This window comes from Nonomuraea sp. N2-4H, from assembly GCF_045291505.1.
Classification (GTDB): domain Bacteria; phylum Actinomycetota; class Actinomycetes; order Streptosporangiales; family Streptosporangiaceae; genus Nonomuraea; species Nonomuraea fastidiosa.
In genome coordinates this window covers 3,985,645-4,009,587 of sequence record NZ_CP147987.1, presented here as the reverse complement: position 1 = coordinate 4,009,587, position 23,943 = coordinate 3,985,645, and the positions used below count along the sequence as shown (strand labels likewise).

The 23,943-nt window shown below is 72.3% G+C and carries 21 protein-coding genes; 11 read left to right on the top strand and 10 right to left on the bottom strand.

Annotated features, from left to right (window positions below):
- Positions 1-170 precede the first annotated feature (170 nt).
- Both gcvP and WBK31_RS18630 read left to right on the top strand, forming a co-directional pair.
- Entirely contained in the window at positions 171-3,002 is a 2,832-nt protein-coding gene (gene gcvP, locus WBK31_RS18635) for an aminomethyl-transferring glycine dehydrogenase (protein WP_364052945.1), read from the top strand.
- 159 nt (positions 3,003-3,161) lie between these two features.
- Positions 3,162-3,971, top strand: a complete 810-nt coding sequence (locus WBK31_RS18630; protein WP_364052942.1) for a hypothetical protein — start codon at positions 3,162-3,164, stop codon at positions 3,969-3,971.
- Positions 3,972-4,008: 37 nt separating this feature from the next.
- Here WBK31_RS18630 and WBK31_RS18625 read toward each other — a convergent pair whose 3' ends face one another.
- A complete protein-coding gene (locus WBK31_RS18625) occupies positions 4,009-4,356 on the bottom strand; it encodes a hypothetical protein (protein WP_406675311.1) in 348 nt (115 codons plus the stop codon).
- A gap of 82 nt (positions 4,357-4,438) precedes the next feature.
- Here WBK31_RS18625 and WBK31_RS18620 point away from each other — a divergent pair, with 82 nt between their 5' ends.
- On the top strand, positions 4,439-5,029 hold the full coding sequence (locus tag WBK31_RS18620) for an alpha/beta family hydrolase (protein ID WP_406675310.1): 591 nt from the start codon (positions 4,439-4,441) through the stop codon (positions 5,027-5,029).
- Between the two features lie 452 nt (positions 5,030-5,481).
- Here WBK31_RS18620 and WBK31_RS18615 read toward each other — a convergent pair whose 3' ends face one another.
- Both WBK31_RS18615 and WBK31_RS18610 read right to left on the bottom strand, forming a co-directional pair.
- Positions 5,482-5,673, bottom strand: a complete 192-nt coding sequence (locus WBK31_RS18615; protein WP_364052933.1) for a DUF5999 family protein — start codon at positions 5,671-5,673, stop codon at positions 5,482-5,484.
- Positions 5,674-5,870: 197 nt separating this feature from the next.
- Positions 5,871-6,431, bottom strand: coding sequence for a TetR/AcrR family transcriptional regulator C-terminal domain-containing protein (locus WBK31_RS18610; RefSeq protein ID WP_364052930.1), 561 nt, complete (start codon positions 6,429-6,431; stop codon positions 5,871-5,873).
- Between the two features lie 136 nt (positions 6,432-6,567).
- On the opposite strand from WBK31_RS18610, the gene WBK31_RS18605 reads away from it, so the two are divergent.
- Positions 6,568-6,945 (top strand): hypothetical protein, encoded by a 378-nt coding sequence (locus tag WBK31_RS18605; RefSeq protein ID WP_364052927.1) that lies wholly within the window; start codon positions 6,568-6,570, stop codon positions 6,943-6,945.
- 347 nt (positions 6,946-7,292) lie between these two features.
- Here WBK31_RS18605 and WBK31_RS18600 read toward each other — a convergent pair whose 3' ends face one another.
- The 3 genes from WBK31_RS18600 to WBK31_RS18590 all read right to left on the bottom strand — a co-directional run bounded on the left by WBK31_RS18600 (position 7,293) and on the right by WBK31_RS18590 (position 10,413).
- Complete coding sequence (locus WBK31_RS18600) at positions 7,293-8,672, bottom strand: RNA polymerase sigma factor (protein WP_378788350.1); 1,380 nt, start codon at positions 8,670-8,672, stop codon at positions 7,293-7,295.
- A 177-nt stretch (positions 8,673-8,849) separates the two neighbouring features.
- Positions 8,850-9,221 (bottom strand): hypothetical protein, encoded by a 372-nt coding sequence (locus WBK31_RS18595; protein ID WP_364052921.1) that lies wholly within the window; start codon positions 9,219-9,221, stop codon positions 8,850-8,852.
- Between the two features lie 43 nt (positions 9,222-9,264).
- Positions 9,265-10,413 (bottom strand): AMP-binding protein, encoded by a 1,149-nt coding sequence (locus WBK31_RS18590; protein WP_364052918.1) that lies wholly within the window; start codon positions 10,411-10,413, stop codon positions 9,265-9,267.
- A 336-nt stretch (positions 10,414-10,749) separates the two neighbouring features.
- Between WBK31_RS18590 and menD the strand changes: the two genes are divergently transcribed.
- Positions 10,750-12,414, top strand: coding sequence for a 2-succinyl-5-enolpyruvyl-6-hydroxy-3-cyclohexene-1-carboxylic-acid synthase (gene menD, locus WBK31_RS18585; RefSeq protein WP_364052915.1), 1,665 nt, complete (start codon positions 10,750-10,752; stop codon positions 12,412-12,414).
- A 202-nt stretch (positions 12,415-12,616) separates the two neighbouring features.
- Here the strand turns inward: menD and WBK31_RS18580 are convergent, their stop codons facing one another.
- Together WBK31_RS18580 and WBK31_RS18575 are read right to left on the bottom strand one after the other, a co-directional pair.
- Positions 12,617-13,510 (bottom strand): 5'-3' exonuclease H3TH domain-containing protein, encoded by an 894-nt coding sequence (locus tag WBK31_RS18580; RefSeq protein ID WP_364057440.1) that lies wholly within the window; start codon positions 13,508-13,510, stop codon positions 12,617-12,619.
- A 49-nt stretch (positions 13,511-13,559) separates the two neighbouring features.
- Positions 13,560-14,756 carry a SpoIIE family protein phosphatase gene (locus WBK31_RS18575; RefSeq protein ID WP_364052912.1) on the bottom strand — a complete coding sequence of 399 codons (1,197 nt, stop codon included), beginning with the start codon at positions 14,754-14,756 and terminating at the stop codon, positions 13,560-13,562.
- A 142-nt stretch (positions 14,757-14,898) separates the two neighbouring features.
- Between WBK31_RS18575 and WBK31_RS18570 the strand changes: the two genes are divergently transcribed.
- From WBK31_RS18570 to WBK31_RS18550, 5 genes are all read left to right on the top strand, one after another.
- Complete coding sequence (locus tag WBK31_RS18570; RefSeq protein ID WP_406675309.1) at positions 14,899-16,008, top strand: M24 family metallopeptidase; 1,110 nt, start codon at positions 14,899-14,901, stop codon at positions 16,006-16,008.
- A gap of 5 nt (positions 16,009-16,013) precedes the next feature.
- Entirely contained in the window at positions 16,014-16,778 is a 765-nt protein-coding gene (locus WBK31_RS18565) for a protein phosphatase 2C domain-containing protein (protein ID WP_364052906.1), read from the top strand.
- Positions 16,779-17,097: 319 nt separating this feature from the next.
- The gene (locus WBK31_RS18560; protein WP_406675308.1) at positions 17,098-17,871 is read left to right on the top strand and encodes a hypothetical protein; all 774 of its coding nucleotides are present in this window, start codon (positions 17,098-17,100) and stop codon (positions 17,869-17,871) included.
- Positions 17,872-18,127: 256 nt separating this feature from the next.
- Positions 18,128-18,721, top strand: a complete 594-nt coding sequence (locus tag WBK31_RS18555; protein WP_364052900.1) for an ATP/GTP-binding protein — start codon at positions 18,128-18,130, stop codon at positions 18,719-18,721.
- 23 nt (positions 18,722-18,744) lie between these two features.
- Positions 18,745-19,218, top strand: a complete 474-nt coding sequence (locus WBK31_RS18550) for an Lrp/AsnC family transcriptional regulator (protein WP_364052897.1) — start codon at positions 18,745-18,747, stop codon at positions 19,216-19,218.
- 6 nt (positions 19,219-19,224) lie between these two features.
- On the opposite strand, the gene WBK31_RS18545 is transcribed toward WBK31_RS18550, so the two are convergent.
- Together WBK31_RS18545 and WBK31_RS18540 are read right to left on the bottom strand one after the other, a co-directional pair.
- The gene (locus WBK31_RS18545; protein WP_406675307.1) at positions 19,225-19,389 is read right to left on the bottom strand and encodes a hypothetical protein; all 165 of its coding nucleotides are present in this window, start codon (positions 19,387-19,389) and stop codon (positions 19,225-19,227) included.
- Positions 19,390-19,650: 261 nt separating this feature from the next.
- Positions 19,651-20,847, bottom strand: a complete 1,197-nt coding sequence (locus WBK31_RS18540; protein WP_364052891.1) for an ROK family transcriptional regulator — start codon at positions 20,845-20,847, stop codon at positions 19,651-19,653.
- A gap of 312 nt (positions 20,848-21,159) precedes the next feature.
- On the opposite strand from WBK31_RS18540, the gene WBK31_RS18535 reads away from it, so the two are divergent.
- Complete coding sequence (locus WBK31_RS18535; RefSeq protein ID WP_406675306.1) at positions 21,160-23,352, top strand: HelD family protein; 2,193 nt, start codon at positions 21,160-21,162, stop codon at positions 23,350-23,352.
- The last annotated feature ends 591 nt before the right edge of the window (positions 23,353-23,943 follow it).

Sequence of the window (23,943 nt, the reverse complement as noted above, 5' to 3'; positions counted from 1 at the left end):
GAAAGCAGGCGCGCCCGCCAGGCGTGTCTCACCGACGGTGCAAGCCCTGCGTCAGGGTGAAGCTCTCAGGTCGTGGCGCCGCGCAACGCGTGGCCCGCGCTGACAGAGGGGGAGATCCGGCACTCGCCCGCGCCCCGGCGCCGGTCTCCGAAAGCCTCGGGAGGCACACCATGACCGATCTGTCAGCTCCGCCGTTCTCGTCCAGGCATATCGGCCCCTCCGAGTCCGAGCAGCAGCGCATGCTCGAGGCCGTGGGCTTCGAGTCCGTCGCCGACCTCGTGGCCGTGGCCGTGCCGGAGTCGATCAGGGCCAAGGACCGGCTCCGGCTGCCCGCCGCGATCGGCGAGGCCGAGGCCATCGCCGAGCTGCGCGCTCTGGCCGGCCGCAACAAGGTCCTCACCTCCATGATCGGCCTGGGCTACTACGACACCGTCACGCCCGCCGTCATCCGCCGCAACCTGCTGGAGAACCCGGGCTGGTACACCGCCTACACGCCGTACCAGCCGGAGATCTCGCAGGGCCGCCTTGAGGCGCTGCTGAACTTCCAGACGGTCGTCTCCGACCTCACCGGCCTGCCCGTCGCCGGCGCGTCCCTGCTCGACGAGGGCACCGCCGCCGCCGAGGCCATGACGCTGGCCCGCCGGGCGGGCAAGTCCAAGAGCAACGTGTTCGTGGTGGACGCCGACGCGCTGCCGCAGACCAAGGCCGTGCTCGCCACCAGGGCCGAGCCGCTCGGCATCACGCTCGTCGAGCACTCGCTCGACGGTGAGCTGCCCGAGTGCTTCGGCGTGCTCGTGCAGTACCCGGGCGCCTCCGGCCGGCTGCGCGACTTCCGCGACGTCGCCGCCGCCGCGCACGACAAGGGCGCGCTCGTCGTGGCCGCCGCCGACCTGCTGGCGCTCACGCTGATCGCCGCCCCCGGCGAGCTGGGCGCCGACATCGCCGTCGGCTCCTCCCAGCGCTTCGGCGTGCCGTTCGGCTTCGGCGGTCCGCACGCGGCCTACATGTCCGTACGCGACGGGCTGCAGCGCCAGCTCCCCGGCCGCCTGGTCGGCGTGTCCGTGGACGCCGACGGCGACCCCGCCTACCGGCTGGCCCTGCAGACCCGCGAGCAGCACATCCGCCGCGAGAAGGCCACCAGCAACATCTGCACCGCCCAGGTGCTGCTGGCCGTCATCGCGAGCATGTACGCCGTCTACCACGGCCCCGAGGGCCTGCGCCGCATCGCCCGCCGCGTGCACCGCCAGGCCAGCGCCCTGGCCGAGAGCCTGAAGGGCGCCGGCATCGAGGTCGTGCACGGCGAGTTCTTCGACACCGTGCTCGCCCGCGTGCCCGGCAGGGCCGCTGAGGTCGTGGCCGCCGCCGCCGAGCGGGGCATCAACCTCTGGCAGGTGGACGCCGACCACGTCTCCGTCGCCTGCGACGAGAAGACCGGCGCCGCCGAGCTGGCCGCCGTACGCGCCGCGTTCGGCGTCACCGGCGACGCGATCGAGCCCGAGCAGGCCCCCGACGCGCTGCCCGCCTCGCTGCTGCGCGAGAGCGACTACCTGACCCACCCGGTCTTCCACCAGCACCGCTCCGAGACCGCGATGCTGCGCTACCTGCGCAAGCTCCAGGACAAGGACATCGCGCTCGACCGCTCGATGATCCCGCTCGGCTCCTGCACGATGAAGCTGAACGCGACCACCGAGATGGAGCCGATCACCTGGCCGGAGTTCGCCGCCATCCACCCGTTCGCGCCCGAGTCGCAGGCCGAGGGCTACCGCGAGCTGATCGGCACGCTGGAGAGCTGGCTCGCCGAGGTGACCGGCTACGACGCCGTCTCCATCCAGCCGAACGCCGGCTCCCAGGGCGAGTTCGCGGGCCTGCTGGCCATCCGCGCCTACCATCGCGCCAACGGCGAGGACCGGCGCGACGTCTGCCTCATCCCGTCGTCCGCTCACGGCACCAACGCCGCCAGCGCCGTCATGGCCGGCATGCGCGTCGTCGTCGTGGCCTGCGACAAGGACGGCAACGTCGACCTCGCCGACCTCGACGCCAAGATCGAAAAGCACCGCGACGCGCTCGCCGCGATCATGGTGACGTACCCGTCCACGCACGGCGTGTACGAGGAGGCCATCACCGAGATCTGCGCCAAGGTGCACGAGGCCGGCGGCCAGGTCTACGTCGACGGCGCCAACCTCAACGCGCTCGTCGGCCTGGCCAAGCCGGGCGAGTTCGGGGCCGACGTGTCCCACCTCAACCTGCACAAGACCTTCTGCATCCCGCACGGCGGCGGCGGGCCCGGCGTCGGGCCGGTGGCCGTCCGCGCCCACCTCGCCCCCTACCTGCCCGGCCACCCGCTGCGCGGCGGCACCCCGGTCGGGCCGGTCTCGGCGGCGCCGTACGGGTCGGCGGGCATCCTGCCCATCTCGTACGCCTACGTCAGGATGATGGGCGCCGACGGCCTCACCGCCGCCACCCAGCAGGCCATCCTGTCGGCCAACTACCTCGCCCGCCGGCTGGCCCCGCACTACCCGGTGCTCTACACCGGCCGCGGCGGCCTGGTCGCGCACGAGTGCATCATCGACCTGCGGCAGATCACCAAGGAGACCGGCGTCACCGTGGACGACGTGGCCAAGCGCCTCATCGACTACGGCTTCCACGCGCCGACCATGTCGTTCCCGGTGGCCGGCACGCTGATGATCGAGCCCACCGAGAGCGAGGACCTCGCCGAGCTCGACCGGTTCGTCGACGCGATGATCGCCATCCGCGGCGAGATCGCGAAGGTCGCCTCCGGCGAGTACGACAAGACCGACAACCCGCTGCGCAACGCCCCGCACACCGCCGAGTCGGTCACCGCCGACGAGTGGACGCACCCCTACAGCCGCAGCGAGGCCGCCTACCCGGTGGCGTCCCTGCGCGAGAACAAGTACTGGTCGCCGGTGCGCCGCATCGACCAGGCGTACGGTGACCGCAACCTGGTGTGCTCCTGCCCGCCGCTGGAGGCGTACGAGGACTGAGCGGAGACCGGAGGGCGGGCCGCACGAGCCCGCCCTCCGGCATGCGCGGCCGCTCCCGCGCCCCGCCGGCGAGCCCGCCAGTCCTTCGGCGTCAAGTGAGCAGACATGATCGACGGAAGTCGTTAGGCTCGGGGCCGACCGTCCCCACAAGGAGCTCCGTTGACGTCCTCAGAACTGGAGACCTCGCCCCTCGACACCGCCCGCCGCCTGGCCGAACGCGGCGAACTCGACGCGGCGGCGGCGATACTCGGCGAGCTGGCCGACGATCCCGACGAGCCCGACCGCGCCCAGGCCGCCGTGGGCCTCGCCGTGGTCCTGGAGCAGCGCGGCGACGTCGAGGCCGCACGGCGGGCGGCCAGGACCGCCCTGGCCACAGGACACCCCGAATACGCCGCCCAGGCCGCCTGCCACCTCGCCCAGGGGTTCGAGCGCGAAGGGCGCGACGAGCAGGCCAGGGGCGCCTGGCAGGCGGTGCTGGGGGTCGGCACGCCCGCGTACGTGCCGCTCGCGCGCCTCGGGCTGGCCAGGCTCGCCGTCCGCGAGGGCAACCTGGCCGAGGCCGAGAAGGAGCTGCGCGAGGCCATGCAGGCCGGCGTCGAGGCCGGAGACGCGCGGATCGGCGCGCACGCCGCCCAGCGCCTGGCCGATCTGATGGTCGAGCACGGCGAGCCGGGCGCGGCGGCCGAGGTGCTGCTCGACGCCCTGGAGTTCGCCCCGGAAGACGAGATCCCCGGGCTGCGGGTGCAGCTCGGCATCGCGCATCTGGAGCTCGCCTGCGCCGAGTTCGCCGAGAGCGTCGAAGGCGGCGCCGACCCGCAGACCAGCGCCCTGGCCATCGAGCTGCTGGCCCGCACGCTGCCGCTGCGCGGGCGCAATGAGGACGCCGAGCGGGTGTGGACGTACGGGCTGGAGCACGAGGACGAGACGCTCGCCGCCGAGGTACGCCTGCGCTACCACCGCGACACCTGACGCGCTGGCGGATCGCGTCGCCTGGGCGCCGCGCCGGTCAGCGGCGCCGTATGATCACGGCGGCGGCCGCCACGTTGATCGCGACGATCGCCATCCAGGTGATCAGCAGGCCGCCCGCGCCCGCGCTCGCGACCGCGATGCCGGTCAGCGGGATGCTGAGGGCCAGCGAGCCGATCACGATCGCGACCATCGGCCCGGCCGGGCTCTGCCGCTTGCCCTGCGGCGCGGGCTCGTGGCGGTCGAGCTCGGCGCGTACGCGGTGTGCGATCGTGGCGTCGAGACGCTCCATGAACGAGTCGATGAGGGCGGCCTCGTACTCCGGGCCCAGGTCGCGCCGGGCGTCCAGCGTGGCCTGCAGGTCGTCCCTGAGGCGTTTGTCTGACATGCGATCTATCATCCACGGGCCGTGGCACGCCGTCATCCCACCTGAGAGGTAGGGCGTGATCCTCCGGAGGTACGGTGCTGCCATGCAGGTGATGACCCCGAGAGGCCCGGCGATGGCCGAGATCGACGAGGCCGAGGACCCCAGGCTGTTGCTGGTGATGACCCACGGCGCCGGCGGCGGCGTGGACTCGCCCGATCTGCTGGCCGTGCGCGATGCGGCCCTGGCGGTGGGGGCCACGGTGGCGCGGGTGACGCAGGCGTTCCGGGTGGCGGGGGCGCGGGCGCCCGGCTCCGCGGCTGCGCAGGACGAGGCGTGGGAGAGCGTGGTGAACGCGCTGCGCGAGCGCTTTCCCGGGCTGCCGCTGGTGCAGGGCGGGCGGAGCAACGGCGCGCGGCTGGCCTGCCGTACGGCCAAGGTCGTCGGCGCCGTCACCGTGGTGGCGCTGGCCTACCCGGTGCACCCGCCGGGCAAGCCGGAACGTTCACGGGCCGACGAGCTGCGCGAGGCCGGGGTCGATGTGCTGGTGGTGAACGGCGATCGCGACCCGTTCGGCATACCCGATGCGGAGGACGCGGCCCGGCTGGTGGTGCTGCCGGGGGAGAACCACGACCTCAACAAGAACCCCGCCCGGGTGGGCGAGATCGTCGCGGAGTGGCTCACCCGGTACGCCTAGCCCGCACTGTCCGGGCCTGAGCGCTTGTGCCTGCGTGGGTGTGGTTCGCCCGCACCGCGCGGGCCTGCGCGCGTCGTACGCTCCTTACCCGCGCCGCCTGCCCGGCCGGACCGGGCGGGCCTGCACGGGCGCTGCGCGATCTTCATGCGCGTCGTGTGGCTTGCTCAGGCGCCTTGCTCGGCCTGTGCGCGGCATCGCGTGCGCTTCTTGCGCACGTCGTTCGGTTGCAGGTTCACGCGCGCTGTGCGGGCCGTCGCATCAGGCCGCACGGGCGGGATGCCGGCTTCTGGGCTGGCTTTGTACGGGTCTAGAAGGGTCTTCGCGCGAAACCTCTGGGCGGCCCTTCACGGGCCTTCGTATGGGCCCGCGCGCGGCGTTCATGTGCCGCTGGCGCGGGCCGGCGAAGATGGGCGGCCTGGCGCGGAGCCGCGCAGCGGCCGCCCGGTGGCGGGTCAGGCCGCGCCGACCACGGGCCGGTGCGGCGCGATGGCCGCGCCGCTGGGCAGAAGCTCTCCGGTGTCCTCGAACAGGACGACACCGTTGCAAAGCAGGCTCCACCCCTGTTCGGGGTGACTGGCGAGTGTGCGGGCCGCTTCGCGGTCCGGCGCCTCTGCATCCGGACAGGCCGGTTCATGCGGGCACATCGGCGTGCCTCCGATATCTCGTGGGATGCTCCCGTGGTGGAGGGGCGGGAGCCGGCTCGGGTAGTTGTGCTGGCCCGTGTGGCGAGTCACACGTTTCGGCATGGCCCGCAGGGACTGTTACAGGAGGGTCCCCGAACCGTGTGACCTTCGACACAACGTGCCTCTTGCAGGATAACGGGCCGAGCGCACCACGCGCATCACGTTTGCAATCCCTTGAGAAGAGCGTCGAGTCCGCGCTCGAAGTCCTCATCCGCTCTTTCGTCCCGCCTGACCCATTCATCGACCTCGGGGTCGGCCCAGCCGGACTGCTGCACCTCGACCGCCACGCTGCCGAACACGAAGGCCCGCAGCGCGCGTACGGCCTCGGCGGCGTTCTCCAGGCCAGCCTCGGCGAGCTGCTCGGTCTGCTCCCTGATCGCGATCGCCGTGGCGCCCTTGGGCGGCTTGGTCAGCGCCAGCGCCAGTACGCCCGGGTGCTCGCGCAGCAGCTCCCTGCTCGCCCGGCACCACGCCTTGGCCGTCTCCTGCCAGGTCGATCGCGGCTCGACGTGCACGGACGTGACGTGCTCCGCCAGGGCGTCCATCAGCGCCTCTTTGCCGCGGGGCAGGTGGTGGTAGATGGCCATGGCCTCGACCTGCAGCGCGTCGCCCAGGCGGCGCATCGTGAGCCGGCGCAGGCCCTGGCTGTCGGCGATGTGCAGCGCGGCCTCGATGATCCGCTCGCGCGAGAGGGGGACCGGCGGTCTCTTGGCAGGCATGCCGGTGATCTTACTATGTAAAGGCGCTCGCGCCGGGGCGATTTCCGTCCGTGTCGCCGGACGGCGTACGCTTGGCGGTTGAACGAGTAACGACAGCGTGAAAGGGCCGGGTCGAATGGCGTTTTTCCGTCCGCGGGTGAGCCGGGAGGCAGAGGTTCGCTACCACGCGGACCAGGAGATAGCCAAGAGCTTCCCCGAGTTGCTCGACAAGGCCAGGCAGGCCGAGCGCACGCTGCAGGAGCTGCGTGCCGCCGACGCCGACGAGTTCGAGCTGCGCGAGGCCGGGCTGGCGTTCGACCGCGCGCTGACCGAGGCGCTGCGGGCCGCCGAGGCGGGGCAGCGGGCCACGTTCGGAGTGAAGGCCTACGACGACCGGATCGCGCGCCGCAAGGCCAAGGCGACCCCCAAGGGCGCCATGTGGACCGCCGAGGTCAACCGCCTGCGCACGCTGCGCGAGGAGAACCGCCTGTGGGGCATCCCGCGCGTCCCGCAGCGCGTCCCCGCCGCCCGCTGAACACCACCGTTTTCCGCTGACGGCCGCGCCGCTCGCTGACCAGCATCGTCTTGCGCTGACGGCCGCGCCGCCCGTTGAGCGGCACCGTTTTCCGCTGACGGCCGCGCCGCTCGCTGACGCCGTGCGCCTGGTGAACGGTCGCGGCCGCCCGGCTCGGCGTCCGCCGGACGCAGGCGACCCCCGCGCTCGCCGCCGCCTTCGGCGGTCTCTTCGCGGTGGGCGGCTTTTCGTGGTTTCAGCGGTCTAAGTGGCTCGTGATCGCCCGGCGGGCCGGTCGGGCCCCGTGCATGACAGAGCCCCGGTGGATCACCGGGGCTCTCGGTGCCGGCACGCCCAGCCGGGCGGCGTCAGCTCGCCCAGTCCAGCAGCGGACGCGTGTTGCTGGGGTGGCGGAGCTTCGACAGCGACTCCTTCTCCAGCTGGCGGATCCGCTCCCGGGTCAGGCCCAGGTGCTTGCCGATCTCGTCCAGGGTGTGCGGCTTGCCGTCCACGAGGCCGAAGCGCAGCGCCATGATCTTCGACTCGCGCGGCGAGAGGTTGTCGAGCACGCCGCGCAGCTGGTCGCCCAGCAGCTGGCGGTCGACGATCTCCGACGCCTCGGGGGAGTCGACGTCCTCGATGAGGTCGCCGATCGTGGTCTCGCCGTCCTCGCCGATCGTCGCGTTGAGCGAGATGGGCTGCCGGCTGGTGCGCAGCAGTTCCTCGATCTGATCGGGCGTCTTGTCCAGCTCGACGGCCAGCTCCTCGGGGGTGGGCTCGCGGCCCAGCCGCTGGTGCATGTCACGCTCGACCCGCGACAGCTTGGAGAGCATCTCCAGCACGTGCACGGGCAGCCGGATGGTCCGCGCGGAGTCGGCGAAGCCGCGCTGGATGGCCTGCCTGATCCACCACATGGCGTAGGTGGAGAACTTGAAGCCCTTGGTGTAGTCGAACTTCTCCACGGCCCTGATCAGGCCGAGGTTGCCCTCCTGGACGACGTCCAGCAGGGACATGCCGCGGTCGGTGTACTTCTTGGCCACCGACACCACGAGGCGCAGGTTGGCCTCCAGCATGTGGTCCTTGGCCTGCTTGCCGTCCTCGACGACCATCTTGAGGTCTTCGCGCAGGTCCTCGGGCAGGTCGGGCTGGGTCTCCAGCTTGTACTCCGCGTACAGGCCCGCCTCGATGCGCCTGGCCAGCTCGACCTCCTGCGCGGCGGTGAGCAGGGTGCGGCGGCCGATGGACTTGAGGTAGGTGTGCACGGAGTCGCCCATGACGGACGCGGTGTCGTCGAGGTCGAGCGGCTCGTTGTCGAGGTCGGCGTCCTCGCCGTCGATGGCGAGGTCCTCGGCGACGTCCTTCACCGGGTCCTCGACCGGCTCCGGCGTGGGCTCGGGCTCGGCGCCGTCGGTCTTGCGGGACTTCTTGCCGTTGGGCTTCGCCGGCGCCTTCGCGTCGGTTTTTGCCTCGCTCGCCTTGCGGCCGGTATTCTTTGCCCGCGAGGTGGTCTTCTTGGCGGTGGCCTTCTTGGTGGGGGTCGTGGTGCTGAGAGACGGCTCGTTCTCGGCGGCCAGGCTCACGCCGGCCTCTGAGAGTTCACGCAGAATCGTGCGGCCTTCAGAGGGGCTGATACCGGCCTTCGCGAAAGCGTCACGCAGCTCCGCCAGAGAGAGGTGACCCTGCGCTCGCCCTCGTTCAATGAGCTGGTCGAGAGATACGGGCGGGGTCGCCACGGCGGTTCTGGGCATGAGGACACCTCCTCCGTACGGAGTGGAAGCGATCAGGCAGGTTGTGGTGGGGCGGTCGACGTCCGCACGGCGCACCAGTATCAATAACGCCAATCGCCGTCATTTGTTCCCGTGCGCCCGATGCGGGGGATGAGAAGGGGCCGATGGCCCGAATACTCAACCGCCCCGTCCCGGTTCTTATTCCGGCTGCCCGGCGATCTCTCCGGATTCGCCCTCGCTCGGCTGCTGCCCGCCCGGCTCGGCGTCGCCGATCTCCAGCTTGCCCACCTCGGGCATCGGCATCGGCTGGGCGTCCTCCATCCGCTGGTCGCTCCAGTAGCGGAGCACCGTCTGGGGGTCGGGGTTGACCTCCGTGGAGACCACGGCGGGCTCGCTGCTCTCGGGGCTGGGCTGCTCGCCGGACGGTGACGCCTTCTCCATTTCGGCTCTGGTCTCCCTGGCGACCTGGTCGAGCTTGCCCGCCGAGGCGGCCGCCGCGACTGAGGCGCCCCCGACGATGATGACGCCGACGACGGCCGCGGATGCCCACATCTTGCGGGTCTGGTCCATGAAGGCTCCCTCCTTCTCCCCACTATGACGCAGCCGCAACTCGTCAGGTTCCTGCCCTCAGCCGTACTAGATCGGTCTTTCCGTTCGGCAGCAGTGGCAGCCGGGACATCAGCCGCAGGTCGCGCGGGGCGGCGTGGGGAGGAAGCCTATCGCGGCAGTATGCCCGCAATTGTGAAAGTGTTGGTGGTGCGTCGGGGTCGGCGGGGACCACGACGGCGGTGACCAGCTCACCCCACTCCGGATCCGGTACGCCGATCACGGCCACGTCGGCGACCTCGGGGTGCGTGGCGAGCACGGCGGTCACCACGCCCGCCACCACCTTCTCGCCGCCGGTGTTGATGACGTCGTCGGCCCGGCCGAGCACGCGCAGCCGCCCGCCGTCGAGGTCGCCGAGGTCGGAGGTGACGAACCAGCCGCCGTCGAGCGGGGCGGGCGGCCGGTCGAAGCGGTAACCGGAGAACAGCACCGGCCCGGCGATCCTGATCAGGCCGTCATCGCCGATCTTGACGTCGACGCCGTCGAGCGGACGGCCGTCGTAGACGCAGCCGCCCGAGGTCTCACTGCTCCCGTACGTCGTCACCACCCGCGCGCCCAGCTCGCGGGCGCGCTCCAGCAGGCCGGGACGGGCCGCGGCGCCGCCGAGCAGGATCGTCTTGAACACCGACAGGTCCGCGCCCATCTCGACCAGCCGGTGGAGCTGGGTGGGCACCAGCGAGACGTGGTCGGCGCCGGATTCGAGCACCGCCCGGGGGTCGAAGGCCGGGTGGATCACCGGCTCGCTGTCCGAGAGCAGCGCGCGTATCAGGACCTGCAGGCCGGAGACGTGGGAGACGGGCAGGCAGCACAGCCAGCGCTCGCCCTTGGCCGCACCGACGCGGCGCAGCGAGGCGGTGGCGGAGGCGCGCAGCGCGGCGGCCGAGAGCATGACGCCCTTGGGCGGGCCGGTGCTGCCGCTGGTGGAGATCACGACCGCCACGTCGCCGGGGACGCCGGCGCCGTCGTCGCGGGGTGAGCCGCCGACATGGGTGGGCCGCAGCGCCTCGATGGCGGGACCCTCCTGGCCGGGGGTGAGCGGGAGGATCGCGGGCCCCTCACCCGCCAGCGCGTCGCGGATCGCCGCGAACAGGGCAGGTCCCGGAGGCTGCACGATGGCATGCAGTGGCCGGTCCGGATGCGACGGGTTCCTCCACATGCTCGTAAGGTTAATGGCGACAGGTCGGACAGCGGGTTCAGGGAGGGTCGTGACGCGTTCCCCCGTGGTCTTCCGGATCCCGATGCGTACACGGCTTCGCGGGCAGACCGCCACAGCGGGGCCGCCCCCGCGGGCTTGCGCGCGGCGGTCTGAGCGCCCCGGTCCGCCTGGCGTGTCCCCGTGCGACCCGCCGGGGGAGCGGGCGGCGCGGCCGTCCGCCGGCGTGCGGCGGATGGAGGCGGCGCCTCCGGTGCCCCCGCTCCGCCTTATGGGGAATTTTCAGCATTTGTCGGCATTTGAGATCCACTGGCTTGGCCGGAAGCAGGAGGCGTCCCGTTGAACCCCGCTACCGCGCTGGCCACGGTGCTGGTCGACGAGCTGGTGCGCTGCGGCCTGACCGACGTGGTGCTGGCGCCAGGCTCGCGTTCCGCACCGCTGGCCATGGCGCTGCACGCCGAGTCGCGGGTGCGCCTGCACGTGCGCATCGACGAGCGCTCGGCGTCGTACCTGGCGCTGGGCCTGGCCAAGCGCTCCGAGCGGCCGGTCGCGCTCATCTGCTCATCCGGCACCGCGGCCGTGAACTTCCACCCGGCGGTCGTCGAGGCGTCGGAGTCGGGGGTGCCGCTGCTGGTGCTGACCGCCGACCGCCCGCCCGAGCTGCGCGGCACCGGCGCCAACCAGACGATCGACCAGCTCAAGCTGTACGGCACCGCGACCCGCTGGTTCGCCGAGGTCGGCGTGCCCGAGGAGCGTCCCGGCCAGGTCGCCTACTGGCGGTCGCTGGCCTGCCGCGCCTACCAGCACGCCGCCGGCGCGGGCAACCCCGGCCCCGTCCACCTCAACGTGGCCTTCAGGGAGCCGCTGATCCCCGACGGCGACACGAGCTGGTGCGAGCCGCTCGACGGCGCCGCGAACGGCCCGTGGGTGCGGGCCAGGGTCGCGCCGCCGCCTGTCGCCCTGCACCTGCCGCCCACCAGGCGCGGCGTGCTCGTGGTCGGCGACGGCGCGGCGAACGTGCGCCGCTACGTGGCCGCGGCCGGCATGGCGGGCTGGCCGGTGCTGTCGGAGCCCAGCGGCGGCGGCCGTTACGGCGACAACGCCATCTCCACCTACCACTACCTGCTGAGCACGCCCGAGTTCGCCGACGCCCACCGGCCCGACGTGGTGGTCACGCTGGGCAGGCCGGGGCTGTCGCGCCCGCTGCTGTCGTGGCTGCAGCGGGCGGAGGAGCACATCGTGGTCGCGCCCGACCTCGACCGCTGGCCCGACCCGACCCGCTCGGCCACCCAGGTCGCGCAGGCCGTGGAGATCCCGGTCGCCTCCGGCGACGACAGCTGGCTGCACGCCTGGCGGCGCGCCGACCGGGCGGTCAGGGCCGTCATGGACGAGGTGCTCGACCTCACCGGCACCAGCGAGCCGCGCCTGGCCAGGGACCTCGTCGACGCGCTGCCGAACGGCTCGCTGCTGTTCTGCGGCTCCTCGATGCCGATCCGCGACCTCGACCAGGCGATGCGGCCCCGGCGGGGCATCAGGTTCATGGCCAACAGGGGCGCCTCCGGCATCGACGGGCTCGTCTCCACCGCCATGGGCGCCGCGCTGGCGCACAACGGCCCCTCGTACGCGCTCATCGGCGACCTGTCGTTCCTGCACGACCAGAACGGCCTCATCCTCGGCCCCCGCGAGCCCCGGCCCGACCTGTGCCTGGTCGTCGTCAACAACGACGGCGGCGGCATCTTCTCGCTGCTGCCCCAGGCGGCCATCCGCGACCCGTTCGAGCGGGTGTTCGGCACGCCGCACGGCGTGGACCTCGGGTACGTGGCGGCGGCGACCGGCACGCCGTACACGCTGGTGTCGGACATCGGCGACCTGCCCAAGGCGCTGCGCGGCCAGGGGCCGCGCGTGGTGGAGGTGCGCACCGACCGCGAGGAGAACGCGCTCGTGCACGCCCGCCTGCGCGAGGCGGCACAGGACGCCGTGCGCGCCTTCCTCAGCGCCTCCTGAGCGCCCTCACCGGACCGCCTCGTCGGCGTCCCCGCCGGACCGCCTCGTCGGCGTCCCCGCCGGACCGCCTCGTCGGCGTCCCCGCCGGACCGCCTCGTCGGCGTCCCCGCCGGACCGCCTCTTGGGCGCTCTCGCCGGACCGCGTCCTGGGCGTGCCCGCTGGACCGCGTCCTGGGCCTCCCCGCCGGACCGTGCGGGGGCGTCAGCGGGCGAGCGCGTCGAGCAGGCGGTTGAGCGGGCCGTCGATGCCGTAGCGGTCGGCCAGCGCGACCAGCGCCTCGGCGTCGCGCGGCTTGCTCGGCAGCGTCAGGTCGGCGTCCGGCAGCGGCGCGTCCTTGGCCACCTCCACCACGGTGGGGGCGACGCGCAGGTAGTCGCGGGCGGCGGCCAGCTTCGTACGGCTGCCGGCCGGGAAGCCGTCGGTCTCGCCCGCGTCGAGCGCGTCGAGCAGCCCGCCGAGCGAGCCGAAACGGGTGATGAGCGCGGCCGCCGTCTTCTCGCCCACCCCGGACACGCCGGGCAGGCCGTCGCTGGGGTCGCCGCGCAGGGTGGCGAAGTCGGCGTAGGCGCGGCCGGGGATGCCGTACTTGGCGGTGACGAACGCCTCGTCGACGATCTGCAGGTTGCGGATGCCGCGCGCGGTGTAGAGCACGCGCACCGGGCGGGAGTCGTCGACGAGCTGGAACAGGTCGCGGTCGCCGGTGACGATGTCGACCGCGCCGCTCGCCTGATGCGCCAGGGTGCCGATGACGTCGTCGGCCTCGTAGCCGGGCGACTCCAGGCGGGCGATGCCGAGCGCGTCGAGCACCTCCTGGATGACCGCGATCTGCGGCACCAGCGCCTCGGGCACCTCCTCGGTGTCGCCGTGCGCGACCCGGTGCGCCTTGTACGTGGGGATCGCCGCCACCCGGAAGGCCGGCCGCCAGTCCGCGTCCATCGTCGCCGCGAGCTGATCGGGCGCGTACTGGCGGACGAGCGTGGCGATCATGTCGATCAGCCCGCGCACCGCGTTGACCGGCGACCCGTCGGGAGCCTTGATCGACTCGGGCACGCCGTGGAAGGCGCGGAAGTAGAGGGACGGGGTGTCCAGAAGCATCAGCACGGACCCATGCTGCCATCCTCCACCGACAACCCGCCCGCACCGCTCACTGGTCGAGGATGCCGACCGCCAGCAGGCACGCGTCGTCCTCCGGGTTCGGGCCGCCGATCTCGGCGAGCAGCGCGTCCAGCCCGTCGTCCAGGTCGCGGCCCGACAGGCGGCGGGCGGCGGCCAGCACCTGGTCCAGGCCCTCGTCGATGTCGCGGGTGCGCCGCTCCACCAGCCCGTCGGTGAACATCAGCAGCAGGTCGCCGGGCAGCAGCCGGGTGGTGGCCAGCTCGTACGGGCTGCCGGAGGCCGCGCCCAGCAGCACGCCCCTGGGCTTGGGGAGATGGCTGGCCACCCCGTCGCGCACCAGGATCGGTGCGAGGTTGCCCGCCTGACCCCAGGCGAACACCCGCGTCGCCGGGTCCAGGTGGCCCACGATCGCGGTGGCGGTGGTGTCCTTGAGCTGGTGCATGACCAGCTCGTTCAGCCAGTCGAGCAGCCGGTTGGCGGCCTGGCCGGTCATCGCCAGGCCGACCAGGGCGTGGCGGAGCTGGGCCATCCGGGAGATCGCCGGCAGGCCGTGGCCCGAGACGTCGCCGATGGTCAGCAGCAGCCGGCCGTCGGGGGCGGGCGCGGTCTCGAACCAGTCGCCGCCCAGGTTCGCGGTCTTCTCCGCGGGCACGTACCGCACCGCGACCCTGGTGTGCGGCAGATCGAGACAGCCGACCGGCTCGGGCAGGATCGCCTCGCGCAGCGCCAGCATCACGTGGCGCTCCTCGGCCGCCTGCTCGCGCGCCTCCAGGAGCTGGCGGCGCGACTCCGAGACCATGCGCTCGGCGCGGCGGCGGCCGGTGATGTCCTGGATGACGCCGTGCATGCCGATCGTGCCGCCGGGGCCCGGCAGGGGTTCGAGCACGACCCGCAGGTCGCGTACGTCGCCGGCGCCGCGGCGGATGCGGAACTCGGCCTGCACCGGCTCGACCCCCTGCACCACCGACCACAGCAGCCGGTCGAGCGTGGCCACGTCGGCGGGATCGACGTGCTCGGCCAGGTCGGGCAGCGGGATGGGACCTTCCTCCGGGTCCCTGCCGAAGATCACGTAGACCTGCTCGGACCAGATGGTCTCGCCCGTGTGCAGGTGCCACTCCGCCCAGCCCATGTTGCCCAGCCGCTGGGCGTGCGCCAGCCGTACGGCGAGCATCTCGGCCTCGCTCTCGTGCCCGAGCAGCTCGGCCGCGCCTATGACGTCGACCATCGTTCTCACTCTCGAACGCAGTGGAACTGGACAATTGGCCCCACACTACGTGATCGACCGCTAACGTGGTGTAGTTCTGAGTTGGTGCGTGGCGAGACCTTTTCCCGGTTTTTAGGCGGTGCCGCAAGAGTAGATTGGGCCTGTGACGTCCTCAGATCTGTATCCCGTGTCCCGTCTGGCCGCCGTCCAGGAGGCCACCGCCAAAGCCGGTCTCGACGCCCTGCTGCTCACGCCGGGGCCCGACCTGCGCTACGTCAGCGGCTACGACGCCAAGCCCTTGGAGCGGCTGACCTGCCTGGTGGTGCCGGCCTCGGGTGAGGCGTACATGATGGTGCCCCGCCTGGAGCTGCCCGCCGCCGAGGCGTCGCCGGCGTTCCGGCTGGGGCTCGAGTTCGTGGCGTGGGACGAGACCGACGACCCGTACGCGATCGCCGCCGCCCGGCTCGGCAGGCCGGCCAAGGTGGGGCTGGCCGACCGCATGTGGGCCATGTCCACGTTGCGTTTCCGCGAGGTGCTGCCCGGCACCGAGCAGGTGCTGGCCGGCAGCGTGCTGCGGGAGCTGCGGATGCGCAAGTCGCCCGCCGAGGTGGCGGCGCTGCGCGAGGCAGGCGAGGCCATCGACGGCGTGCACCGCCAGGTGCCCGAGCTGCTGCGGGCCGGGCGCACCGAGCGCGAGGTGGCCAGGGACATCGCCGAGGCGATCCTCGCCTCGGGGCACGCCACCGTCGACTTCGTCATCGTCGCCTCCGGGCCCAACGGTGCGAGCCCGCACCACGACGTGTCCGACCGGGTCATCCAGGCGGGCGAGCCGGTCGTGGTGGACATCGGCGGCCAGCTGCACAACGGCTACTGCTCCGACTCCACCCGCACCTACAGCGTGGGCGAGCCGCCGGCCGGGTTCGCCGCCTACTACGAGGTGCTGCGCCAGGCCCAGGAGGCCGCCTGCCAGGCGGTGCGTCCGGGCGTGTCGTGCGAGTCGATCGACGCCGCGGCCCGCGACGTCATCGCCGCCGCCGGGTACGGCGAGTACTTCGTCCACCGCACCGGCCACGGCATCGGCATCGAGACGCACGAGGAGCCGTACATCGTCTCCGGGAACGGCGAGCCGATGGAGCCCGGGTTCGCGTTCTCCGTCGAGCCCGGCATCTACCTGCCCGGCCGCCACGGCGCGCGGATCGAGGACATCGTGGTCTGCACCGACGACGGCTTCGAGCGGCTCAACGACACGCCGCGCGAGCTGGTCGTCGTCTGACGGGCGTGTTCCGCGAGGTCGTATGCGCCACCAGGCCCGGCTCCGCGCGGCCCAACGAGGACCTCGTGATCGCCGGGCCGTCCTGGATCGCCGTGCTCGACGGCGCCACGGCCCCGTCCGGCGTCGACAGCGGCTGCGTGCACGACGTGGCCTGGCTGGTGGGGCGGCTCGGCGGCGCGCTGGCCGCCGAGCTGGCCGGCGACGCCCCCGGCTCGCTCGCCGCGATCCTGGAGCGCGCCATCGAGGCCACGGCGGCGTCCCACGCCGCCACCTGTGACCTCGCCAACCCCGACTCGCCGTCCGCCACGGTGGCCATGGTGCGGGTGCGTGAGCGGCTGGAGTACCTCGTGCTGGGCGACTCGCCCGTGGTGCTCCGGCTGGCCGGGGGAGGGGTGCGGGTGGTGTACGACGACCGGCTCGACCGGCTGCCCGGCGGGCGGCCGTACTCGCTGGAGCTGGTGCGCCGCCTGCGCAACGCGCCCGGCGGGTTCTGGGTGGCCGCCGCCCGTCCCGAGGCCGCCCGCGAGAGCGTCACCGGCGAGATCGCTCTCGGTGACGTGCGCGGGGCCGGGGTCTTCACCGACGGGGTGGCGCGGCTCGTCGACTGGTACGGCCGGCGGTGGGAGGACGTCCTCGACCTGCTCGCCGGGCAAGGGCCGCAGGCCGTCATCGCGGCGGTGCGGGAGCTGGAGAGCGAGCGCGGGCCGGTGTGGGGCAAGCGCCACGACGACGCCACCGCCGCCTGGGGACTGCTGCACGGCCCCGCCTGAGCGCCGTCCCCGCGCGCTTCCGGCAGTCTCACAGGTCCGGCCGTCTCGCAGGCCGCTGAGGCGCGTGAGGGATGGCGCGGGGGAGAGCCGGAGGGGACGGTGCGGCCAGGCTACTGATACCTTGATCGATAGTACGTGATCATGAAAGAATTCCCCTGACAGGTGTATATCCAGGGGAAATGGGGGTCGTCGGGCATGATCCGCGAGCCGATCGAGCGGCCCTAGGATGCCGGGCGACGAGCTGGACGAGGCGTTCGAGCTCGGCGAGACGTGCGCCCTGGCCGCCGAATGCGGCCGAGATTTGCGGCGATGTGCCGAAATGTACGGTGGGTTGTTCCCGGCTGCCGCCTTCAGCTCCGAGCTCTTCACCGCCCTGACGCTGTCCACCGCCTTCAGCGCGCCGTGGGCGAGCGCTCACCGGCTGAAGGTCGTCAACCGGGCCGCCCTGTGGGTCCTCGCGGTGGACAGGCTCATCGATCACCGCGCGCTCACCCGTTCCCACGTCGACCGCCTGGCGAAGGACTGCCTGGACGTCGCCGAGGGCGCGGCACCGCGCTCGGCGGCCTCCCGGTTTCTCGCCGATCTGCGCGACGAGCTCGGCACGGTCAAGGAGTTCGGCGGCCTGCAGGACGTCTGGGCGGACCAGCTCGGGTGCATGCTTGAGGGCATGGCGCGGGCCTGGACGTGGCGCGACAGGCGCGACCGGCCCTCGCTGGCCCGCTACGTCGACAACGCCGACAGCAGGGGCTCCTGCTTCGTGGACCTGTGTCACTGGATCTACGCGGCCGACGACTGGGCCAAAGCCCACTTGGAGGAGTTGCGCGCGGTCAGCCGGCAGGTGCAGCGCTACCTGCATCTGCTCGGCGACGTCGTGAGCTACCGGCGGGACCTGAGCTGGGGCGGGCTGAACGTGCTTGCGCTGGGAGTGGAGCGCTCGGAGGTGACGCTGGCGATGGCGGATCTGGCCCGCCGGGCGGAGGAGCTGATCGAGCCGGTCGCCGTTCACAGCCCGCGCACGGCCTTCTACCTGCGCAGACAGCTCGGCTTTCACACCGGGTTCACCGGCGTTTCGGACTTTCACTCGCCACGGTAAAGTGCTCGTCTGCATACATGACAGACAAACTTGACTCTTTGCCTGTTAGATCACCGAATAAGCGTGCGACTCGCCACAAACCGTGACATTTTCATTCTTGTAAAAGATTGCGGCTTGAGTGGAAAATGTGGCGTTGCTAGGGTGTCTCGATGCCAGGCATGTGGGCCGACCTTCACAAGCTTCCTTGACAGGTACCACTGACCACGGCACCTGGGGCGGGGTCGCGCATGCGCGAAATTTGTACGGGCGGTGCTGGATGGAATTCGGTCGCTCAGACCGTTGGCGGCTGCCGACCGCGATCAAGATCTTGATCGCCGGAGGTTTCGGCGCCGGCAAGACCACGATGGTAGGGGCCGTCTCGGAGACCAGGCCGCTGCGCACGGAAGAGGCGCTCACGCAGGCGGGCACCCACATCGACGACCTGTCGGGCGTGGAGCGCAAGCTCGCCACCACCGTGGCGATGGACTTCGGCCGCATCACGATCCGCGACGACTACATGCTCTACCTGTTCGGCACCCCGGGTCAGGAGCGTTTCTGGTTCGTCTGGGACGAGCTGGCCATGGGCGCGCTCGGCGCGGTGGTGCTGGCCGACACCCGCCGCCTCGACGACTGCTTCCCGGCCGTCGATTACTTCGAAAAGCGCGACCAGCCGTTCATCGTGGCGCTCAACCACTTCGAGGGCACCACCCCGTTCACGATCGGCGAGGTGCGCTCGGCCATCGGCCTGGAGCCGGACATCCCGATCGTGCGCTGCGACGCCCGCCGCCGCGACTCCGGCAAGGAGGTGCTCATCACGCTCGTCGAGCATGCGATGCGCAGGGGAGCCTCTCCTGTCGGGACCATGTCGTGACCATGACGGGCTACCTTTGACCGATGGAGGAGATCGACCGCCGCATCGTCACGTTGCTGGCCCGTGACGGCCGCATGAGCTTCACCGACCTGGCCAGGGAGACCGGGTTGTCGGTCTCGGCGGTGCACCAGCGCGTACGCCGCCTGGAAAAGCGCGGCGTCATCCGCGGATACGCCGCGATCATCGACCACGACGCGGTGGGGCTGCCGCTGACCGCGTTCGTGTCCATCAAGCCGATCGATCCGGCCGCGCCCGACGACGCCCCCGAGCGGCTGGCCCACCTGACCGCCATCGAGGCCTGCCACAGCGTGGCGGGCGACGAGAGCTACATACTCAAGGTCCGGGTGGCCTCGCCGGTCGCGCTGGAGGACCTGCTGCAGCAGATCCGCGCATCGGCCAACGTCTCGACCCGCACCACGGTCGTGCTCAGCACCCCTTACGAGCACCGCGCCCCCGACGTCGCCGGCGAGCCGCCCGTGGCCGCCGAAGGCGCCTGAGCGGCCTCAGCGGGGCCCGTACGCGGCAAGCAGCGCCGCCAGGGCGCTTCCGGCGGCGCCCAGCCGTTCCAGGCCGAGCGGCGCGGCCCCCATGACCGGTGGCCGGTCGGCCACCACCGGCTCGGCGTGCGGCACCCGCAGCGCGAACCCCGACTCCGGCGGCGTGGTCATCAGCGGGTCGCGCGGTCGGCAGGCCGCCGCCGAGCACCACCTCCATCGGCGTCTCCAGCAGGCCGTGCCGGCGCAGGCGCACCTCCGCCGGCACCGCCACCTCCTCGGCCTGCCGCTCGACCGGCTTCCTGGCCACCGCATCGCCGTCAACGGCCGTCGATGTGACGCCCGCCTGTGTGAGCGCCCAGCAGAGGCCGTACGCACCGGCGCGGCGGCGACCGCCAGAGGGACGAAGCGCAGGGGGGTGCCTCCTGCCGTCCATCATGACGGGACGGTCGAGCTGAACACCTCGTCGCGTACGGCGGCGAGGGCGAGGTCGAGCGCACCGGCGAGGACGGGGTTGCCCTCGACGCTCGACAGGCGGACGGGCGGCTGGGGAATGGTCAGCGCGTGCAGCTCGTGCTCGACCAGCTCGCGCAGGGTCTCGCCGCCCGGCAGCACGACGCCGCCGGTCAGCACGATCAGGGCGGGATCGACGACCGAGGTGATGGCCGCCAGGCCCACCGCCAGGCGGGCGGCCACGTCGCGCAGCCCGGCCCTGGCGTCGTCGGCCTCCTTCCCGGTGCCGGCCGCCGCACGCACGGCGTTCGCGACGGCCTGGCGGAAGTCGGAGCCGCGCACGCCGTACGAGCGCAGCAGCTCCAGCACCGCGGGCCCGCCGGTCAGCGCCTGGTAGCCGTGGCTCGCGTAGCGCCCGGCCTCGCGGGCCGTCGGCGCGCCCGGGATCGGCATGTAGCCCACCTCGCCCGCGCCGCCGGTCGCGCCCCGGTGCATGCGGCCGCCCAGCACGATGGCCGAGCCGATGCCCTCGTCGGCCCACAGCAGCACGAAGTCCTGCTGCCCGCGCGCCGCGCCGTGCGCCTGCTCGGCCACCGCCACCAGGTTGACGTTGTTCTCCACGTCCACCGGCACGCCCAGCCCGGCGCTGAGCGTGGGCACCAGGTCGGGGATCTGCCAGCCCGGCACGTCCTCGGCGGCGGCGTAGCCGAGCCTGCCGGTGGTCGGGTCGATCGCTGCCTGCACGCCGATCACCACCCGGCGCAGCTTGTCCGGCGGGTTCGCGCCGCGCAGCGCCGCGTTCAGCCGGTCCACCAGCTCGCCGTGCGGGCGGCGCGGAGTCGGCAGCACGTACTCGCCGGCGACCGTGCCGGTGATGTCGGCCACCTTGGCCTCGATGCGGTCGGGGGTGACGTCGAGCGCGGCCACGTACGCGGCGGCCGGGTTGATCCGGTAGACCTCGGCCGTACGGCCCGGCAGGCCCTCCCTGACGCCGTCCTGCACGACCAGCCCCGCCTGCTGGAGCCGGAGCAGGAGCTGGGAGGCCGTCGGCTTGGACAGGCCGGTGATCGCGCCGATCTCGGGACGGGTCAGCGGCCCCCGCTCCAGGAGCGCCTGCAGGGCCGCGCGATCATTGATGGCACGTAGCAGACTGGGGGTTCCCGGCACCGGGCCGCTCACAGCGTCTCCTTCGCTAGGTTAGGAAACTTTCCTAACTGACGATGACCCTAAGAAGCCGCAGGCGAGACGGTCAAGAAGTGAGACCAAGACGTGATCGGGAAAGGGGGAAAGTGCTGAGACCAGTGAAGCAGGCGTGCTAATGTCGGCGTTTGTCGCAACAACAAGCAGAATGGCCCGGAGTGTCCCATTAACCACATTAACGGTCAGGCGGCAACGCGTCAAACCGAACTGGCAAAAGAGCAGGCGTACGTCACCCGCCTCTACGACCGCCTCGACACCCTGCGCGAGCGTACCCAGCGGCAGCTCAAGGAGGTGCTCGCCGCGGGCGCCGTCGGCACGATGCAGAACAGGTCCGAGCGCGACACGTTCGCGGGCATGTACGCCTCGCGCCTCGCCCGGCTCTGGGCGGTCGAACGCGGCCTCGCCTTCGGCCGGCTCGACCACGTCGAGGAAGGGCGGCTCTACATCGGCAAGATCGGCATGACCGACGACGAGCAGCGCCGCCTGCTCATCGACTGGCGGGCGCCCGTCGCGCAGCCCTTCTACCGCGCCACCCCCGCCGCCCCCATGGGCGTCACCCGCCGCCGCCACCTGCAGACCAGGGGGCGCCAGGTGGTCGGCGTCGATGACGACCTGCTCGACATCGACGCGCTCACCGACGACGACCGCGCCACGCTCAACGGCGAGGCCGCGCTGCTCGCCGCGCTCGACGAGCGGCGCACCGGCCGCATGCGCGACATCGTCGCCACCATCCAGGCCGAGCAGGACCGCGTCATCCGCAGCGACCTCAACGGCGTGCTGGTGGTGCAGGGCGGGCCCGGCACCGGCAAGACCGTCGTGGCCCTGCACCGCGCCGCGTACCTGCTCTACACCCACCGCGAGCGCCTCGAACGCCGCGGCGTGCTCATCATCGGGCCCAACCTCACCTTCCTGCGCTACATCGAGCAGGTGCTGCCCTCGCTCGGCGAGACCGACGTGCTGCTGTCCACGATCGGCGAGCTCTACCCCGGCCTCACCGCCACCGCGCGCGAGCGTCCCGAGGTGGCCGCGCTCAAGGGCGACATCCGGATGGCCGACGTGATCGCCAAGGCCGTACGCGACCGGCAGCGCGTCCCGCGCAAGCCGATCGAGCTGCCGCTCGGCCGCATCACGCTCACCATCGACCGGCAGATGATGGAGACCGCCAGGAACAAGGCCCAGCGCTCGCGCCGCCCCCACAACCAGGCCCGCACCGTGTTCGTGCGCACCCTGCTCAACGCGCTGGCCAGGCAGCAGGCCCGCAAGATCGGCAAGGGGCTCATCGACGACGAGGAGCTGGCCGACCTGCGTGAGGACCTGCGCACCGAGCCGGTCGTCAAGGCCGCGCTCAACCGGCTGTGGCCCTACCTCACGCCGCAGGGACTCCTGCTCGGCCTGTACGGCTCCGCCGAGCGCCTCGACTACGCCGCCTCCTCGCTCACCCCCGAGGAACGCCTGCTGCTGCGCCGTGACGGCGGCGAGTGGACCGAGTCCGACGTCCCGCTGCTCGACGAGGCCGCCGAGCTCCTCGGCGACATCGACGAGCAGGTGCTGCGCGCCACCGCGATGCAGGCCGAGGAGGAGCTGGCCGCCGCCAGGCAGGCGGCGGAGAACGAGCGCGAGGCCGAGCTGGCCTACGCCCGCGAGGTGCTGGAGCTCACGGGCCTGTCCGACGTGATGGAGGCCGAACGCCTCGCCGAGCGCCAGCGCGCCGACGGCCCCCAGCTCACCACCGCCGAGCGCGCCGCCGCCGACCGCACCTGGGCCTACGGGCACGTCATCGTGGACGAGGCGCAGGAGCTGTCGCCGATGGCCTGGCGGGCCGTCATGCGCCGCTGCCCGACCCGGTCGATGACCATCGTCGGCGACATCGCCCAGACCGGCTCGGCCGCCGGGGCGCGTTCCTGGGCGGAGGTGCTCGACCCGTACGTGGCCGGGCGCTGGCGCCAGCAGGAGCTGACCGTCAACTACCGCACCCCGGTCGAGCTGATGGACGTCGCCGCCCGCGTGCTCGCCACCATCGACCCGGAGCTGCGGGCGCCCATGTCCGTGCGCGAGGCGGGCACCCGGCCCTGGTCGGCGCCGCTCGCGGCGCTGCCGGACCTGGTCGCCGCCGAGGCGGCCGATGGCGGCAAGGTGGCCGTGGTCGCCCCCGACGACATGGTGGCCGACCTCGGCGCCCGGCTCGCCGCCGCCGTGCCCGGCACGGTCGCCGTCACGCCGGGCGCCGGGCGGGGCAGGGGTGCCGAGGCCCTGGACGCGCCCGTCGCCGTCATGAGCGTCGCGGACGCCAAAGGGCTCGAATTCGACTCCGTCATCGTGGCGGAGCCCGATCTCATCGCCGCCCAGTCGCCACGAGGGCCCAGCGACCTGTATGTTGCTCTCACGCGTGCGACGCAGCGGCTCGGGGTCGTCCACGAGCGCCCGCTGTCGCCCGCGCTGCGGGACTTGCCAAGCCGCTCACCGGAGCCCGCGAATGGGGTTTGACCGGCTTTGAAGCCGCCAGTCAAACATGTCCTAGCTGCTGAAACTTGATGTTTCTGCTGATCGGGACACGGTTGACATCTGAGGTGGAGTCGGTAGTTTGCTGCGCAGTCCAGCACGGGACTTGGCCGGTTGGCCGTCTCTGACATCGCCGGATCCTGCGTCCGTGACGGAGCGCGACTCCGTCCACACAGCCAGGTGCAGGGCCGTCGGTCCGTCGAGTCGGGGCACCCCAACCGGGCGGGGGGTTGGACCCGGGACGGGTCCGGGAGCCCAGTAGACAACGGAATTCCGCGCTCGCCGCCGACGAGACGGGTCCGGTCCGAAGGGTTTCCGGGCCCTCTTCCCGTTCCCGTGTTCCAGGACCGCCGACGCGCCGGGTGGTCCCGCCCAGATCGCTGCGGGACCGCCCTGCCGTCTTTCCCCTTCTCCGATCTTCTGCGGGGTGTGCCGGTCTGAGTGCGGCCCGGGAGCGGTAGCGTTTTCGCAAGCAGGCGTTTGCGAGGTGGCGAGGAGAGCCCGGAGTGGTGCAGGACCGTACGAATCCCACGCCCGTGTCCGGGCGGGCCGCTGTCGGCACGACCGCCGACGCCC